Source organism: Amycolatopsis coloradensis (assembly GCF_037997115.1).
Lineage (GTDB): Bacteria > Actinomycetota > Actinomycetes > Mycobacteriales > Pseudonocardiaceae > Amycolatopsis > Amycolatopsis coloradensis_A.
In genome coordinates this window covers 1,579,245-1,594,952 of sequence record NZ_CP150484.1, presented here as the reverse complement: position 1 = coordinate 1,594,952, position 15,708 = coordinate 1,579,245, and the positions used below count along the sequence as shown (strand labels likewise).

16 protein-coding genes are annotated in these 15,708 nt (G+C 67.8%); 8 read left to right on the top strand and 8 right to left on the bottom strand.

The window, feature by feature from the left end; genetic code table 11:
• Positions 1-271: 271 nt before the first annotated feature.
• From LCL61_RS07245 to LCL61_RS07230, 4 genes are read left to right on the top strand one after another with little or no spacing between them, the layout of a single operon-like run.
• Positions 272-766 carry a hypothetical protein gene (locus tag LCL61_RS07245; RefSeq protein ID WP_340686127.1) on the top strand — a complete coding sequence of 165 codons (495 nt, stop codon included), beginning with the start codon at positions 272-274 and terminating at the stop codon, positions 764-766.
• Positions 766-1,371, top strand: coding sequence for a DUF3558 domain-containing protein (locus LCL61_RS07240; protein WP_340686126.1), 606 nt, complete (start codon positions 766-768; stop codon positions 1,369-1,371). Before LCL61_RS07245 ends, LCL61_RS07240 begins: the two co-directional genes overlap by 1 nt.
• Positions 1,372-1,374: 3 nt before the next feature.
• Entirely contained in the window at positions 1,375-2,583 is a 1,209-nt protein-coding gene (locus LCL61_RS07235; RefSeq protein ID WP_340686125.1) for a hypothetical protein, read from the top strand.
• A 2-nt stretch (positions 2,584-2,585) separates the two neighbouring features.
• Entirely contained in the window at positions 2,586-3,329 is a 744-nt protein-coding gene (locus tag LCL61_RS07230; protein ID WP_340686124.1) for an ESX secretion-associated protein EspG, read from the top strand.
• On the opposite strand, the gene LCL61_RS07225 is transcribed toward LCL61_RS07230, so the two are convergent.
• The 4 genes from LCL61_RS07225 to LCL61_RS07210 form a co-directional block, all read right to left on the bottom strand.
• Positions 3,326-4,081: an amino acid ABC transporter ATP-binding protein gene (locus tag LCL61_RS07225; protein WP_340686123.1), complete on the bottom strand. Its 756-nt coding sequence runs from the start codon at positions 4,079-4,081 to the stop codon at positions 3,326-3,328. The genes LCL61_RS07230 and LCL61_RS07225 overlap by 4 nt on opposite strands.
• On the bottom strand, positions 4,078-4,881 hold the full coding sequence (locus LCL61_RS07220) for an amino acid ABC transporter permease (protein ID WP_125679484.1): 804 nt from the start codon (positions 4,879-4,881) through the stop codon (positions 4,078-4,080). The genes LCL61_RS07225 and LCL61_RS07220 overlap by 4 nt, the downstream gene beginning before the upstream one ends.
• A 76-nt stretch (positions 4,882-4,957) precedes the next feature.
• Positions 4,958-5,767, bottom strand: coding sequence for a basic amino acid ABC transporter substrate-binding protein (locus LCL61_RS07215; RefSeq protein WP_340686122.1), 810 nt, complete (start codon positions 5,765-5,767; stop codon positions 4,958-4,960).
• Positions 5,768-5,983: 216 nt separating this feature from the next.
• Positions 5,984-6,271, bottom strand: a complete 288-nt coding sequence (locus LCL61_RS07210) for a hypothetical protein (protein ID WP_340686121.1) — start codon at positions 6,269-6,271, stop codon at positions 5,984-5,986.
• A gap of 209 nt (positions 6,272-6,480) precedes the next feature.
• On the opposite strand from LCL61_RS07210, the gene LCL61_RS07205 reads away from it, so the two are divergent.
• Genes LCL61_RS07205 through LCL61_RS07195 form a run of 3 tightly spaced genes read left to right on the top strand, consistent with a single transcriptional unit; the run spans position 6,481 to position 9,940 of the window.
• Positions 6,481-8,142, top strand: a complete 1,662-nt coding sequence (locus LCL61_RS07205) for a circularly permuted type 2 ATP-grasp protein (protein ID WP_340686120.1) — start codon at positions 6,481-6,483, stop codon at positions 8,140-8,142.
• Positions 8,143-8,153: 11 nt separating this feature from the next.
• Positions 8,154-9,101, top strand: coding sequence for an alpha-E domain-containing protein (locus LCL61_RS07200; RefSeq protein ID WP_016338202.1), 948 nt, complete (start codon positions 8,154-8,156; stop codon positions 9,099-9,101).
• Positions 9,098-9,940, top strand: coding sequence for a transglutaminase family protein (locus LCL61_RS07195; RefSeq protein ID WP_340686119.1), 843 nt, complete (start codon positions 9,098-9,100; stop codon positions 9,938-9,940). Before LCL61_RS07200 ends, LCL61_RS07195 begins: the two co-directional genes overlap by 4 nt.
• Here the strand turns inward: LCL61_RS07195 and LCL61_RS07190 are convergent.
• A complete protein-coding gene (locus tag LCL61_RS07190) occupies positions 9,937-10,941 on the bottom strand; it encodes a FecCD family ABC transporter permease (protein WP_340686118.1) in 1,005 nt (334 codons plus the stop codon). The two genes, LCL61_RS07195 and LCL61_RS07190, sit on opposite strands and share 4 nt — an antisense overlap.
• The gene (locus tag LCL61_RS07185) at positions 10,938-11,903 is read right to left on the bottom strand and encodes an iron ABC transporter permease (protein ID WP_340686117.1); all 966 of its coding nucleotides are present in this window, start codon (positions 11,901-11,903) and stop codon (positions 10,938-10,940) included. The genes LCL61_RS07190 and LCL61_RS07185 overlap by 4 nt, the downstream gene beginning before the upstream one ends.
• 132 nt (positions 11,904-12,035) lie before the next feature.
• On the opposite strand from LCL61_RS07185, the gene LCL61_RS07180 reads away from it, so the two are divergent.
• Positions 12,036-13,034 (top strand): ABC transporter substrate-binding protein, encoded by a 999-nt coding sequence (locus tag LCL61_RS07180; RefSeq protein ID WP_340686116.1) that lies wholly within the window; start codon positions 12,036-12,038, stop codon positions 13,032-13,034.
• A gap of 168 nt (positions 13,035-13,202) precedes the next feature.
• On the opposite strand, the gene LCL61_RS07175 is transcribed toward LCL61_RS07180, so the two are convergent.
• Positions 13,203-14,060 (bottom strand): alpha/beta hydrolase, encoded by an 858-nt coding sequence (locus tag LCL61_RS07175; protein ID WP_340686115.1) that lies wholly within the window; start codon positions 14,058-14,060, stop codon positions 13,203-13,205.
• An 84-nt stretch (positions 14,061-14,144) separates the two neighbouring features.
• Entirely contained in the window at positions 14,145-15,557 is a 1,413-nt protein-coding gene (locus tag LCL61_RS07170) for a M20/M25/M40 family metallo-hydrolase (RefSeq protein WP_340686114.1), read from the bottom strand.
• Positions 15,558-15,708: the final 151 nt, after the last annotated feature.

The following is a 15,708-nucleotide window of genomic DNA, read 5'->3' as shown; positions in this document are numbered from 1 at the left end:
CCGGGGCGGCGGTTCGCTGCTACGGTCACTCACCGGAGTCAGTGGTCGCTATGCGCAGGTCGTACCCACGGCTGCGATCGAGAACCTCAATGCGTCCCGCTCAGGAAACCGTCGTTCAAGACAAATCACGCCGACCATCCCATCTTTCGATGGTGATCTTCTCCGAAGGTGCTGATCAACGGTTTACCTGCTGCTATCGTCACCGCTTGGAGTCATCGAGGAACTACGGGTAGGTCGCGGCCCCATCGCGACCCGTGCGGGGAGGCACGTCATGACAGGACCGGGACGCGGCCCTCAAGGGGTCTACGACCAGATCAACGGACCAGGGCCGCAAGCACCGCCGCAGGGCTCAGGTTTGATTCAGGGCGCCGCGGCGGCGCCTCCGCCGCCGAACTACGGCGAGCTGGGCAGCGGTCAGGCGAAGGCCGACTTCGCGGCCGCCTCGGCGAACGGTGGCTGGGAGTTCGATCCTGCCGCCATGGACGTCGTGATCAAGTCCCTCGAAGACTGCCTCGAGAACAACTTCACCCGAGCGAAGACCGAAGCCAGCTGGCTGACGCAGATCAAACCGCCCGGCGACGAGGTAGGCAGTCAGGGCTATACCCAAGCGGCGGTCAACTCGGGAGCGGCCTACCAAACGTTCCTTGAGGGCGCTCGCCAGTACACCATTTCGTATCTCGAAACCTTGCGAAAAATCCGGACTGCTTACCAAGAGCAAGACCAGGCGGCGATCGACGCCCTCCGCCAGATTGGAAAGGTCAGCTGATGCGACCCACCACCACACTCATGGCCATCTCCGCACTCGCATCGGTGGCGCTTCTTGGTGGCTGCAGCGATCAGAAGACCGGCACTCCCACGCCAACGAGTGCACCCTCGTCCGCAGCGCTTCCGTCCAACGGAGCTCCGGCGGTGAAGAACCCCATCGCCGATACTGCGAAGGCGGAGTCAGACCCGTGTAGCACGATCCCCACCACGGAGATCGAGTCCATCGGCGGCAAGATCAAGCGTTTCGGGACCGAACAACTGTCCATGGGCAACGCATGCGCGTGGGTCTTCCAGGAATCGCCGAACACCCTCAGCGGCGGGCTCACCACCGGCAACAAAGACGGTCTGAGTTCGCTGTACGCACAGAACGCGGCTGGTGGGCTGACCACGTTCAAACCGGTCGCCCCGGTCGACGGCTACCCGGCCGTCATCTACGCCAACGGAGGCGAAGGCAAGGGGACCTGCACTCTCGCCGTCGGTGTTCGAGACGACCTCGCCTACACCGTCATCCCGCTTTTGTCTTCAAGCCACCCCTTCTATTCAGATCCGTGCGGCTTGGCCACCAAGGTGGCCGCCGCGGCGATCAAGAACCTCAAAGGGGCGTAGGCGATGACCTATAGCGGCTGGGAGATCTTCACCAAGCTCAACGCCAACCCCGCAACGACAGAAACCCTCGACCGAGCTCAGGTCGCTTCGCACAAACTGTTGGTGATCCACGAGGACATCAGCAAGGCGATGGAGAACAGCCAGAGCGCGCTCAGCACCTTCTGGAAGGGCAAGGCAGCCGACTCCGGAACAGCAGGCCTCGCCCCGCTCATCGCGACCTCCAAGATCGCGGGCGAGAACATGGACCGAGCTCGTCAGTCGATGTTCGACCAGAACGCCTCTTTCCATTACACGCGCGGCAACGTCCGTCCGGTCGAGAAGGAGCGCGCGGGGGACAGCGGGCCCGAGGACGTCCTGTCCATCGGCGCGAGTGACGACGAGATCGCGGCGGCGAAGTTCGACGCGGACACCAAGCACAACGTCGAGGTTTACGAGCCGTACTACCAGAGCACCCAGCCGCGGCAGCAGTCGCTCGCGCCGGTCTATCCGGCCGCGCATGATCCGAACGTTTCCTCGGGGCCGATCACGCCGGATCCGATCGATCCCGGTCAGACCAAGGTCAGCGGGTTCAGCGGCGGACCCGGCGACTCCGGGCGGCACGGTGGTCCCGGTGGGTACACCGGCGGGCCGAGTTCCTACAGCGCTCCTCCGGGTGCCGAGGGTTACCAGGCGCCGAGGCCGCCTCAGGTCCCACCGGCGCCGAGGGTTCCGCAGATGCCGCGGCCGCTGCCTTCGCCGCAGCCGAACGATCGGACCAAGTTGTCCAGGACGGATGACCGGGTGCAGGGGCGCCCTGGCAACTTCCCGCCGCCCAACTTCGGACCGGGTGGGCCAGGCACCGGCGGACCTGGTGGCGGCAGCGGATTCGGGCCGGGATCGGGCGGGTTCAGCGGCGGCTTCGGGCCCGGTGGCGGGTTCGGGCCGGGTGGCTCGACGGGCGGGCCGGGGAGCATGGGGCCTGGTCGCGGCGTCGGCGCCGGTATGCCCGGTGAAGGCGCGATGCGCGGTACACCGGCGGGAGGACCCGCGGCCGCGGGACGCCCCGGAGCGCCTGGCATGGGCGGCGGCGGGATGGGCGCCGGTGCCGGCAAGGGCAAGGGCGGCGAGGACGAAGAGCACCAGCGCAAGATCACGCTGCAGGAAGAGGACGGCGACTCGCTCTTCGGCGGCTACGACGGGGACAAGCCGGTTCCTCCGGTGATCGGCGCGTAATCGTGCTGCGGAAACCCGTCGAGCTGACGCTTCAGACCTACGAAACCCTGCTGGACCAACACAATCTCGGCGACATCCATCCGACGCTCGTCCGCGGCGCGCAGTGGTACCTGCCCGAGGAACGTCGCGAGCTCGCGGCCACCGCGCAGTCCGAATTGGACAGACAGGGTCTGCTCACCCGTGGCCGGATCGACGACGAATTCCTCGACACGCTGCGATTTCTGCAGCGGCCCGCGGTGGAGTACTACTCGTGGGTGAAGTCCGAAGGGCGTGAGCGGACCGTGCGCGCCGCGGGGAGTGGCCGGGAAGCGGTCACGGTGGTCTTGGTCGACAAAGTCGTCTACCTGACGCCGACGCGGCCGGACACACTGGCGCAGGATTTCACCGGCCTGCTCCCCGAGGCTCCCGCCGCGCGCACGCCGTCTTTGAACTGTTCGGAAGACGATCTGCAGGTCCTGATGAAGGGCGAAATGCTGACCGGCACCGGCCCGAGCATCCGTGACGCGAAGAAGATCCTCCAGTGGATCCGGTCGCCGCACACCTTCTTCGGCAGGCTTTACGTCGCCATCCGTGACGGTGGCGGCAACCGGAAACGCGTCGAAAGACCACCGGGCTGGATGGACACCGAACAGGGCCGCGTCGTGTTCGGCCCGGACGCCAAGGGCTGGGTGAGCCTCATGGGCGCCGGGCCGCACGAAATCGTCGCGAAGGTCGTCCAGCTGGAGTCGCAGCTGCGGGGACGCTAGCCCTGGTGGTTCGGGTTCAGGACCCGCGAGAGGAACGTCTTCGTGCGTTCCTCCTGCGGGTCCCCGATCACCTGGTCCGGCGAACCCTGCTCGACGACCACACCGCCGTCCATGAACAGCACGATGTCGGCCACCTCGCGGGCGAACTGCATCTCGTGCGTGACGACGAGCATCGTCATGCCCTCCTGCGCGAGCTGCCGCATGACCGCGAGGACGTCACCGACCAGTTCGGGGTCGAGCGCGGACGTCGGTTCGTCGAACAGCATGACGTCCGGGTTCATCGACAGCGCCCTGGCGATCGCGACGCGCTGCTGCTGCCCGCCGGAAAGCTGCGTCGGCAGCGAAGACTCCTTCTCCGCCAGCCCGACCTTCGCGAGGTTTTCCCGTGCGATGCGCTCCGCCTCGTCTTTGCCGCGCTTCAGCACCTTGCGCTGCGCGACGGTGAGGTTTTCGAGCACGCTCAGGTGCGAGAAGAGGTTGAACGACTGGAAGACCATGCCGATCTTCGTGCGGGCGCCGTCGATGTCGACGTCCGGATCGGTGATCTCACTGCCGTTGACCACGATCTTGCCCTGCTGCGGTTCCTCGAGGAGGTTGACGCAGCGCAGCAGCGTCGACTTGCCCGAGCCCGACGGGCCGATGATGCAGACGACCTGGCCGCGCTCGACGTGCAGGTCGATGCCCTTGAGCACTTCGAGTTCGCCGAACGCCTTGTGCAGTCCCGAAACCTCGACGATCGTCTGGGTGCTCATACCGTTCCTCCGCCGGGCACTCCGGCTCCGTATTTCTTCTCTAGCCGCTGCTGCAGGATCGACAGCGGAATGGTGATGACCAGGTAGCACAGACCGGCGACGACGATCGGGGTCAGGCCCTTGGCCTCCAGCAGCGCCTGACGGCTGAACTGCGCGAGTTCCTGCTGCGCCGGGGTGGTGCCGAGCAGGAACGCCAGCGACGAGTCCTTCGTCAGCATGATCAGCTCGTTGGCCAGCGGCGGCAGGATGATCCGGAACGCCTGCGGGATCACGACGGTGATCATCGTGCGGGCCGGCGACATGCCGAGCGAACGCGCGGCCTCGACCTGCCCGCGCGGCACCGCCTGGATCCCGGCGCGGATGGTTTCCGCCATGTAGGCGGACGACACGATGCCCAGCGCCAGCATGATCGCGACGTTGCGCGGCAGGGTCGTGTCGAACGCCGTCGGCACGCCGATGCCGACCGCGAGGAAGATCAGCAGTGCGGGCAGACCGCGGAAGAACTCGATGTACCCGCGCGCGAACCAGCGGTACGGGCCGACCGAGGAAAGTCTCATCAGGGCGAGCAGCAGGCCCATCCCGAGGCCGAGCGCGAAACCCAGCGCGGTGAAGACGATGGTGTTCTTCAGTGCGACGGTGATGACGTCCGGGAACTGCTTGGCGGCGACTTCGAGATCGAAGAACGCCTTGCCGATCCGGCTCCAGTCGGCCAGCAGCGCGAGCACGATGACGATCACCAGCAGCAGGACGTACTGCCCGGTCCGGAAGGCCGAACGTCGCTGGCGGCGGCTCAGAGCCATTTCTCTCCTCAAACAGGTGGCGACAAGCCTGTGGCCGGTGCGCTGGCACCGGCCACAGGGCGGCTTCAAACTAGTGCTAGGCGGCACCGCCCGGCTGCCAGGTCGGCGCCTTGCCGAACCACTTCTGGTAGATCTGCGCGTAAGAGCCGTCCGCCGCGGCGGCCTTGAGCACCTCGTTGATCTGGCCGAGGAGGGCGCTGTTGCCCTTCTTCACGCCGATGCCGTAGAACTCGTTCGTCTTGAACTCGGTGACGACCGTCGTGTCCGGGTTCGTCTTCGCGAAGTCGTAGAGCACGCCGTTGTCGTTGACGCCCGCGTCGACCGTGCCGTTCTTGACGGCCTGCTCCAGCAGCGCGAGGTCGTCGAAGGTGACGATCTCGGCGCCGGTGGCCTTCTCCTTGGCGTAGTCGGCGCCGGTGGTGGCCGACTGGACACCGATCTTCTTGCCCGCGACGTTGGACAGGTCCTTGATCGGCGAACCGGTCTTGACCAGCAGCGCCTGGGTCGCCTCGAAGTACGGGTCGGAGAAGTCGAACTTCTCCTTGCGCTTGTCGGTGATCGTCATGCCCGCGGCGGCGAGGTCGCACTGTCCGGTGTTCATCGCTTCGCCGGACTCGATGGTCTCGAAGGCGATGTCGACGATGCTCTGCTCGACACCCAGCTTCTTGCCGACCAGGTCGACCAGGTCGACGTCGAAACCGACGATCTTGTCACCCTGCTTGACCTGGAAGGGCTGGTAGGGCAGGTGCGTGCAGGTGGTGATCTTGCCGGACGCGACGAGCTGGACGCCGCCGGCCGCGGTTCCGCCTTCCTCGCCGCACGCGGACAGCGCACCCGCGGCCAGGGCGAGCGCCGGGATCAGGGCGAGCGCTTTGAATCGAGCCACGTCGTCACTCCTCGTAGTTCCCATGTGTCGAGAGCACGCATATTGCCACTCATCCGGCGGCAAGCACAGCACCGAGACGTTACAGCGCTGTTTCTAGCGAAGATCATCCCGACGACGGGATCGAGCCGACCTCGGTCCCGGTGGGTCCCGACAGGGGTTCGACTGGCCCAGCACGTGAAACACGGTGGGGCGCCGAAGCGCCCCACCGCCGCCTTATTACTTGGGCCAATAATCGAACACGTAGCCGTTGTAGCAGATACCCGCACAACTGGGGTCGACAGGGAAGTACTGGAGCGGCCCGACGTTGTAATACCGGGCGAATTCGCTCCGCTCACGGACACAGCTATCGTAGTTGTGACCGCACCAACGACTCTTGACATCCGCTACGCCGACACTGGCCGACGGCGCCGCGGCACCGTCCTGAGCTGCCATCGCGACACCCGGAACAGCCAACGCCGCCACTGCGGCACCGGCCACGATGAACGCCTTCACAAGATTCTTCACAATTCCCCTTGAAAATTGCATGTAAGATTCAGAGCCTGCTTATCCAGCAGGTAATGCGCGAATTATCGAGTTCTACACATGGCGAAACGCGAAACAGAATCCAACCTTCCCCAGTCAGGTTTGAATACGCCCGGCGAGGCTAGCATCAGGCTGATCATTCCACCAAGCCAACCCAGGTAGCTCGCGCCGGACGGGGTCCATGGGTCACGATGACCTCCATGAACAACAACTCGGCGCCCCGGCTCCCACCTGCGGGCCGCCGCCCCCGGACGACGACGTCGGCTCGGCGCGCGGCGAAACCCGGGGCGCAGTTCGACGGCTATCTCTCGCCGTCCCGGCCGCACGCGGGCGCGTACGACGAGATGTTCACCGCCGACGGCACGGTCCGTCAGCCGTACCGCGCGCTGTACGAATCGATCTCCGCGCTGACGTCGGCGGACCTCTCGTCCCGGTCGGCGGCGATCGACCGGGCCATGGTGGACCAGGGCATCACGTTCTCGCTGTCCGGCCAGGAACGCCCGTTCCCGCTCGACCTGGTGCCGCGCGTGATCACCACCGCCGAATGGAACAAACTCGAACGCGGTGTGGCGCAACGGGTCCGTGCGCTGGAGGCCTTCCTCGCCGATGTGTACGGCGACCGGCAGATCCTGCGTGACGGCGTGCTCCCGCGACGGCTGATCACCTCGTGCGAGCACTTCCAGCGCGAGGCGTTCGGGATCAACCCGCCCAACGGCGTCCGCATCCATGTGTCCGGTGTGGACCTGGTGCGCGACGAGGAGGGCACCTTCCGGGTGCTGGAGGACAACCTCCGCAACCCGTCCGGCGTGTCGTACGTGATGGAGAACCGCCGCACGATGGCGCGCGTGTTCCCGGACCTGTTCGCCCAGCACCGGGTGCGCCCGGTCGGCGATTACGCTTCGCATCTGTTGCGTGCGCTCCGGGCGGCGGCCGCGGCGAACGTCGCCGACCCGATGGTCGTCGTGCTCACCCCCGGTGTGCACAACTCAGCGTATTTCGAGCATTCGCTGCTGGCCCGGCTGATGGGGGTCGAGCTGGTCGAAGGCCGCGACATGTTCTGCCGGGACAACGTCGTGTACCTGCGCACCACCGAGGGTGAGCGGCAGGTCGACGTCATCTACCGGCGGATCGACGACGAGTTCCTCGATCCGGTGCACTACCGGCCGGATTCCGTGCTCGGCGTGGCCGGGATCCTGAACGCGGCGCGCGCGGGCAACGTGGTGATCGCGAACGCGGTCGGCAACGGCGTCGGCGACGACAAGCTCGTCTACACCTACGTGCCCGAGATGGTGAAGTACTACCTCAACGAGAAGCCGCTGCTGCCCAACGTGGACACCTTCCGGTGCTGGCTGCCGGACGAATTCGACCACGTCATGCAGCATATGGACGAGCTGGTGATCAAGCCGGTCGAAGGCTCGGGCGGGTACGGCATCGTGTTCGGCCCGGAGGCGACACAGGCCGAGCTGACCGCGCTGAAGCGCAAGGTCCGCGCGAACAAACGCGGCTGGATCGCCCAGCCGGTGGTCCAGCTGTCCACCGTTCCGTCCAAAGTGGACGACAGGCTGGCGCCGCGGCACGTCGATCTCCGGCCGTTCGCGGTCAACGACGGCAAGGAGATCTTCGTCCTGCCTGGCGGGCTGACCCGAGTCGCGCTCCCGGAGGGCAGCTTGGTCGTGAACTCGTCGCAGGGCGGCGGATCCAAGGACACCTGGGTGCTGGCGCCGCGATCTTCGACGGCGGAGCGGGAACTGGAACGGCCCGCGCTCGGCGCACTGTCCCAAGTGGACGGCCTGGTCGCCGAACAGGGTCCGGAGCTGACCACCACCCAGCAACAGCAGCAGCAACAGGCATAAGGGAGGTTGATGTGCTCGCCCGCAACGCGGAATCGCTGTACTGGATCGGCCGGTACGTCGAACGCGCCGATGACACCTCCCGGATCCTCAACGTCTCCGTGCATCAGCTGCTCGAAGACGCGAGCGTCGACCCGGACCACGCGAGCCGCCAGCTGCTCGCCGTCCTCGGCATCTCGCCCGAGGGCATGGACACCCTGGACGTGTGGAAGCTGACCGAACTGGTCGCCTACGCCAAGGACAATCCGGCGTCGATCGTCGGCTCGATCAACTCCGCCCGCGAGAACACGCGCGGCGCCCGCGAGGTCGTCTCGACCGAGCTGTGGGAATGCCTGAACGCGACGTGGAACGCGGTGCCGGACCGGCAGCGGTACGCGCGCCGCGCCGGGCCGCACGCGTTCCTCTCCTTCGTGGAGGAACGCGCGGCGATGTTCGCCGGACTCGCCGATTCGACGATGAGCCGCGACGACGGCTGGCTGTTCATGGTGCTCGGCCGCTCGGTCGAACGCGCGGACATGGTGGTGCGGCTGCTGCTTTCGCGGGTGCAGGACAGCGCGTCGTCACCCGGCTGGATCACCGTGCTCCGTTCGGCGGGCGCGCAGGACACGTACCTGCGGACCTATCGCGGCGCGCTCGACGCCGCCCGGGTCGTGCAATTCCTGTTGCGGGACACGCTCTTCCCGCGTTCGGTCTTCCACGCGTTGCGCCAAGCCGAGGAATGCCTGGAGCGGCTCGACCCCGGCGTCAACTCGCGGGCCAACGAGAAGTCCGAGGCGCTGCGGCAGCTCGGCCGCGCGCGCAGCGAGCTGGAGTTCCTGCGGCCGTCGGATCTGCTGGAGGATCTGCCGAAACGGCTCGGTGCCCTGCAGACCTCGATCAAGGACATCGGCGACGCGGTTTCGGTGCAGTACTTCCATTCGTCGCCTTGGGTGGCCTGGAGCGGTGCGGAGGTTTCGCTGTGACCTGGCAGCTTCGGGTGGCCCACCGGACCGGGTACCGGTACGCGACGCCGGCCACGCAGTCGTACAACGAGGCGCGGCTGACCCCGCGCTCCGACCGGCGGCAGACCACGGTCGTGAACCGGGTCGAGACGACGCCGGCGACCCGCGCCTACCGGTACACGGACTACTGGGGCACCGTCGTGACCTCGTTCGACCTTCACGCGCCGCACACCGAGTTCACCGTGCTCGCGACGTCGGTGGTCGAGACGGCCGACGAAGGCGAGCCGGTTCGCTCGGCGACGTGGAAGGACCTTCGGAGCGACACCGTCGTCGACCACCGCACCGAGTACCTGACGCCGACGCCGTACACGCCGCGCGATCCGGAGCTGTCGAAGGTCGCGCGCGAACTGCGCAAGGGGCTCGACCCGGCGGAGGCCGTGCTCGCGGTGTGCGAATGGGTAAACCAGCAGCTCAAGTACCAGCCGGGGACGACCGGCGTGCACAGCACGGCGACCGACGCGTGGCGTGCGCGCGAAGGGGTCTGCCAGGACTTCGCGCATGTCACGCTGGTGATGCTGCGCGCGATCGGCGTCCCGGCGCGGTACGTCTCCGGCTACCTGCACACGAAACCGGAGGCGAAGCTCGGCGAGACGGTCGAAGGCGAAAGCCACGCCTGGGTCGACGTCTGGACCGGCGGCTGGTGGGCCTACGACCCGACGAACGCGATCCCGGTCGGGCCGCGGCATGTCTGGGTCGCGTACGGCCGCGACTACGCCGACGTGCCGCCGCTCAAGGGCATCTTCACCGGCGGCGGACAGTCCACTTTGGACGTCTCGGTGCAGCTGACCCGGCTGACCTAAGCCCTGCGCCGCAGCAGCAGCCAGAGCAGATACGCGCCGCCGAGAGCCGCCGCGACGACGCCCGCGGGTAACAGCGAAGACTCCAGCAGACGCTGGCCGAGGTAGTCCGCCGCGACGACCAGCGTCGCCCCGACGAACGCCGACGCGAGCAGGTTGGGTCCCGGCAGGCGCGTCATCCGGCGCGCCAGCTGGGGCGCCGCGAGCGCGATGAACGGGAGCGGCCCGGTCGCCGCGGTGGCGGCGGCGACCAGCGCGACCGCGACCAGCACCAAGGTCAGCCGCACCCGATGGACGTCGACGCCGATACCGGTGGCGGTGTCGTCGCCCATCTCCAGCATGCGCAGCGCGCGGCCGTTGACGAATACGACCGGGGCGAGCACCGCCACCGCGACGGCCAGCGGCACGAAGAAGCTCCAGTCGCGGCCGGAAAGGTCGCCGACCAGCCAGCCGACGGCCTGCGATGCGGCTTCGAGGTTCGCCTTCACCAGCAGATACGAGTTCACGCCGACCAGCACCGCGCTGATCGCGATCCCGAGCAGCACCAGCCGCGAACTCAGCAGGCCGTGCGGTGCGCACAACGTCATCACGACCAGCGCGGTCAGCAGGCCGCCTGCCAGGGCCCCGAGCGAGACGAGGCCAGGGCCGGAGCCGATGAGCAGCAGGGTCACGATGCCGCCGGTCGCCGAACCGGTGGTGAAGCCGATGATGTCCGGGCTGCCGAGTGGATTCCGGGTGATCGTCTGGAAGACCGCCCCGGCCAGCGCCAGCGCGGCTCCGACGAGGATCGCGACCAGCACGCGCGGAAGCCGTCCCATGACCACCAGATACTGCGCCTTCGTCCCTTGACCGGCCAGGGTGGCGAGCACTTCGCCGGGGCTCATCTCGTAGTCGCCCGTGCCGACCGAAAGCACGACGAGCGTCAGCGTCACCAGGGCCAGCGCGGCGACGACGAGGACCGATCGTCTGTCCAAACCGGACTCGCGACGGACGAGCGCGGTCATCGGCGCACCGCCTTCAGGCGCCGGGCCACGATCACGAACGCGATCCCGCCGACGACGTCGGTCATCACGCCGACCTGGATCTCGCCCGGTGAGCCGAGCAGGCGGCCGAGGACGTCGCAGCCGAGCAGCAGCACCGGCCCGAGCAACGCCGAAATCAGCATCACCCAGCGCTCGTCCTGGCCGATCAGCGTCCGGACGACGTGCGGGATCATCAGGCCGACGAAGGCGATCGGCCCGCAGGCCGCGGTCGCCGACGCCGAAAGCAGGCCGACGGCGACCATCCCGGCGACGCGGACGAGGGCCGGATTCGCGCCGAGACCGCAGGCCGTGTCCTCACCCAGCGCCAGCGCGTTCAGCGCGCGGGCCAGCACGATCGCGATCACGACCCCCGCGACGAAGAACGGCAGCAAGACCGACAGCTGATCCAGGCTCCGGTTCACCAGCGAGCCGACCAGCCAGAACCGCATGGCCTGCAGGTTGTGCGTGTTGACCATCTGCATGCCCTGGTTGATCCCGACGAACACCGCCTGGATGGCGACACCGGCCAGCACCAGCCTCAGCGGGCTGGTCGCACCACGTGTCCCGCCGATCACCGAGACCAGCGCGGTGCCCGCGAGCGCCCCGGCGAAGGCGAACCAGACGTACTCGCCCGGCGAAGTCACCGAGAACAGCGTCGAGCCGAGCACGATCGCGACCGCGGCGCCGTGGTTGATGCCGAGCAGACCGGGTTCCGCGACCGGGTTGCGGGTGATCGCCTGCATGAGCGAGCCCGCCAGCGCGAGCGCCATCCCGACCAGGACGCCGAGCACCGTGCGGGGCAGGCGATCGTCGCGGACGACGACGTCGTTGTAGCTCCCGTCGTAGGCGAAGAGGGCATGCAGGACTTCGCCGAGGGAAAGGCGGTTCGAGCCGAAGCCGATCGACAGCAGGATGACCGCGGCGAGCGCTACGAGCGACCCCACCAGGACCAGCGTTCGCACGGAAACGCCGGCCCTGGGTGATCTGACGCGCTCCGTGACCTGGACCATGGCCCTCACGATAAGGGAAGGCTAGCCTAACGACGAAATCCGGTACGACGGCGAAAGAAGATCTCCATGCACCTCTCCCGACGCGGCTTTCTCGCCGGCACCGCGGCGCTCGGCGCCACCGGCCTCCTGACCGCCTGCGGCTATCAGGAAGAGACGCCCACACAGGGAGCGGGCGCGACCTGGTCCTTCACCGACGATCGCGGCCGCAAGCTGGAAGGCGAACGGCCGACGCGGATCGTCGCGCAGGTGACCGCGGCGGCGGCGCTGTGGGACCTCGGCGTGAAGTCGGTCGGGATCTTCGGCCCGTCGAAGTTCGCCGACGGCAAGCCGGACCCGCAGGCGGGCGGCGTCGACCTGAACGCGGTGACCTCGCTCGGGAACGTGTGGAACGAGTTCAACTTCGACAAGTTCGTCTCGTTGAATCCGCAGCTGCTGGTCAGCGTGATGTACCTCAAGGACCAGATGTGGTACGTCCCGGACACGCAGACGGAGAAGATCGACAAGGCCGCGCCGAGCGTCGGCGTCCGGCTGCAGGACATCTCGATGCCCGAAGGGATCGCGAAGTTCATCGCGCTCGCGAAGGCGCTCGGCGCCGACACCGGGACTCCGGCGATCAAGGCCGCGAAGGAGGAGTACGAGAAGGCCGACGCCGCGCTCGCCGAAGCGGCGAAGAAGGCCGCCGGGCTGAAGATCCTCCTCGTGTCCGCGCAGAAGGACGCCGTCTACGTCTCGAACGCGTCGAAGTTCGCGACCTCGAAGCACTACCAGAGCAAGGGGCTGAACTTCGTCACGCCGGAGGCGCCGGACGAGAGCCAGGGCGGCTACTACCAGCAGATCAGCTGGGAGAACATCGGCAAGTACACCGCCGACGTGATCATGTACGACAACCGCGGCGGTTCGCTCTCCCTCGGCCCGGATGGGCTCGGCGGCGTGCCGACCTGGGCGCAGCTGCCCGCGGTGAAGGCCGGGAAGCTGATCCCGTGGAACAACGAGACGCCGTTCTCGTACCAGCGCTTCACGCCGCAGCTGACGGAACTCGCCGCCGCGCTGAACAAGTTCGCCTAGGAGGCCGAGCGGTTTGGCGTGACCGAAGGGACGACACGCGTGATTGGACGGACGACACGAGGCGGGGACTCCGCCGCGAGTGTGTCGTCCATCTGATCACAACTGTCGTCCGCCTGATCACGCGTGTCGTCCACCCAGTCACGCGAAAGTACCGGCCTGGCCGGCGGGTCAGCCGAGGAATTCCCGCAGCGCCGCCGCGAGGTCGGCCGGGTTGTCCTCGGCCATGTGGTGCCCGGACTCGACGGCGAAGCCGCGGACGTCGTCGGCCCATTCGCGCCACACCGCGATCGGGTCGCCGTACAGCTCGGCCATGTCGTCGCGGCTGGACCACAGCATGAGCATCGGGCAGGCGAGTTTCCGCCCGGCCGCCTTGTCGGCGTCGTCGGCTTCGCGGTCGGGGCCGAGGCCGGCGCGGTAGTCCTCCAGCATCGCGTGGACCGTCTCGGGATCGTGGACCGCGCGCAGGAAGTCGGCGTGGTTCTCCGCGCCCATCGCCTCGGGATCTCCGCCGTACCAGGCGTCCGGGTCGGCGTTGATCACGCGCTCGGCGGGTTTCGCGAGCTGGCCGAAGAAGAACCAATGCCACCATTTCCGCGCGAAGTCCGCGTCGGCGCGGGCGAGCGCCTCACCGATCGGGACACCGTCGAGGATGACCAGCTTGGTGACCGCTTCGGGATGGTCCATGGCCAGCCGGTGCGCCACGTAGCTGCCGCGATCGTGGCCGGCGACGGCGAACTGTTCGTGGCCGAGATGCCGCATGAGCGCGACGATGTGCCTGGCCATGGCGCGTTTCGAGTGCGCCGAGTGGTCTTCGGTGGTCTCGGGTTTCGAGGACTGGCCGTAGCCGGGGAGGTCCGGGCAGACGACGGTGAACGCGTCCGCGAGCCGGGGCGCGACGTCGTGCCAGGTGGTGTGCGTGCGGGGATGTCCGTGCAGGAGGACGAGCGGCGGCCCCGACCCGCCGTGGCGGACCCTGAAGGTCACTTCGCCGGTGTCGACGTTTTCGAGCTCGAAGCCTTCGAACATGATCCTCCCGAGCGTGCGATGAAGGACTCCTTCATCGCAAATTTTGCGGTGAAGGAGTCCTTCATTGCAGCGTGAGCCGGGAGATCAGCTCCGCGCGTGCGCGTCCAGGATGTGCGCGACCGCCTCGGTGACCCGCTGCGCGAAATCGATGTTCAGCCACTCGTCCGGCACGTGGATGTTCGAGTCCGGCCCGCAGGCGCCGGTGACCACGAACTGCGCGTCCGGGTACTTCTCGCCGAGCAGCCCCATGAACGGGATCGACCCACCCATGCCGAAGCTCTTGTGAGGCTCGCCGAAGACCTCGCCGCTGACGTGGTGCAGCACCTCGTCGAGCCACGGCGCCGTGTCCGGAGCGTTCCAGCCGTTCTCCGCCTGGAAATCGCCGAGCTCCACCGAAGCGTCGTACGGCACGTCGGTGGTGAGCACGCGGCGGACCGCCTCCATCGCGGCCTGCGCGTCGGCGGTCGGCGGCAGGCGGAAGCTCAGGGTGAGCGTGGTGCTGTCGCGCAGCACGTTGCCCGCGTCGGCCGGGAGCGGGAAGCCCTCCGCGCCGATCACCGAAAGCGTCGGCCGCCACGAGTTGTTGAGCAGCAGCTCCAGATCGTCGTCGGACACCGTCCGGCCGACCACAGGGAAGAGCGTCTTCGCCGCACCGGGCGCGATCTCGACGACACCGCGGGCGTCCTCGACGCGGTTCTCCGGGATGTCGACGCTCAGCTCGGCGAGCTTGATCTCACCGGTCTCGGCGTTCTCGATGCGGTCGAGCAGGACACGCAGGACGCGGAACGAGCTCGCCACGATGCCGCTGGCCATGCCGGAGTGCTGCGCGGACTCGAGCACCTTCACGGTCACGTTGACGTGCAGCATGCCGCGCAGGCTGGTGGTCAGCCACAGGCGCTTGTAGTCGGTGCCGCCGGCGTCGAGGCAGACGACCAGCGAGACCGCGCCGAGCTTCTCCTTCAGGTGCTCGACGTAGGCGGGCAGGTCCGGGCTGCCGGATTCCTCACCGGTCTCCAGCAGCACGACCGCGCGGGAGTGCTCGCCACCGGCGGCGCGCACGGCCTCGATCGCCGTCGTCGCCGCGTAGCCGGAGTAGCCGTCGTCGACCGCGCCACGGCCGTACAGCCGCCCGTCGCGGATCACCGGCGTCCACGGGTCGAGCCCCTCGGACCAGCCACCGACCGGCGGCTGCTTGTCGAGGTGCCCGTACATGAGCACGGTGCCCTTTTCGGCCGCTTCGGACGTCGCCGGGATGTCGACGACCAGCAACGGGCTGCGGCCTTCGAGCTCCACGACCTCGAGCGTCGCGCCGGGGATCTCCCGTGCGGCGATCCAGGAACGGACATGCTCGACGGCGGCGGCCAGATGGCCGGTCTTCGCCCACTCGGAGTCGAACGCCGGCGACAAGGCGGGGATCGCCACCAGGCCGGACAGGCTGGGAAGGACGTCGTTCGTCCAGTTCGAAACCACGGTTTCGCGTACGGATTTCTGCTCCACGTCCGCCATCCTGCCACGGGTCGCGGAGGGTGTGATGGATCACAGCGGCGGGCACGGATCGTCATCGGCCAAGCCGGACAGGACACCCGTCCGGACGAGTCGTCCGCTGGTCGGCCCGCGGGTGAATTCCCTACTTTCGGCGGCCCCACAC

Excerpts from the sequence above, each read along its gene's own strand:
- LCL61_RS07245 (WP_340686127.1), top strand. The coding sequence starts at position 272 with ATGACAGGACCGGGACGCGGCCCTCAAGGGGTCTACGACCAGATCAAC.
- LCL61_RS07240 (WP_340686126.1), top strand. The coding sequence starts at position 766 with ATGCGACCCACCACCACACTCATGGCCATCTCCGCACTCGCATCGGTG.
- LCL61_RS07235 (WP_340686125.1), top strand. The coding sequence starts at position 1,375 with ATGACCTATAGCGGCTGGGAGATCTTCACCAAGCTCAACGCCAACCCC.
- LCL61_RS07225 (WP_340686123.1), bottom strand. The coding sequence starts at position 4,081 with ATGAGCACCCAGACGATCGTCGAGGTTTCGGGACTGCACAAGGCGTTC.
- LCL61_RS07220 (WP_125679484.1), bottom strand. The coding sequence starts at position 4,881 with ATGGCTCTGAGCCGCCGCCAGCGACGTTCGGCCTTCCGGACCGGGCAG.
- LCL61_RS07205 (WP_340686120.1), top strand. The coding sequence starts at position 6,481 with ATGACCTCCATGAACAACAACTCGGCGCCCCGGCTCCCACCTGCGGGC.
- LCL61_RS07190 (WP_340686118.1), bottom strand. The coding sequence starts at position 10,941 with ATGACCGCGCTCGTCCGTCGCGAGTCCGGTTTGGACAGACGATCGGTC.
- LCL61_RS07180 (WP_340686116.1), top strand. The coding sequence starts at position 12,036 with ATGCACCTCTCCCGACGCGGCTTTCTCGCCGGCACCGCGGCGCTCGGC.
- LCL61_RS07175 (WP_340686115.1), bottom strand. The coding sequence starts at position 14,060 with ATGTTCGAAGGCTTCGAGCTCGAAAACGTCGACACCGGCGAAGTGACC.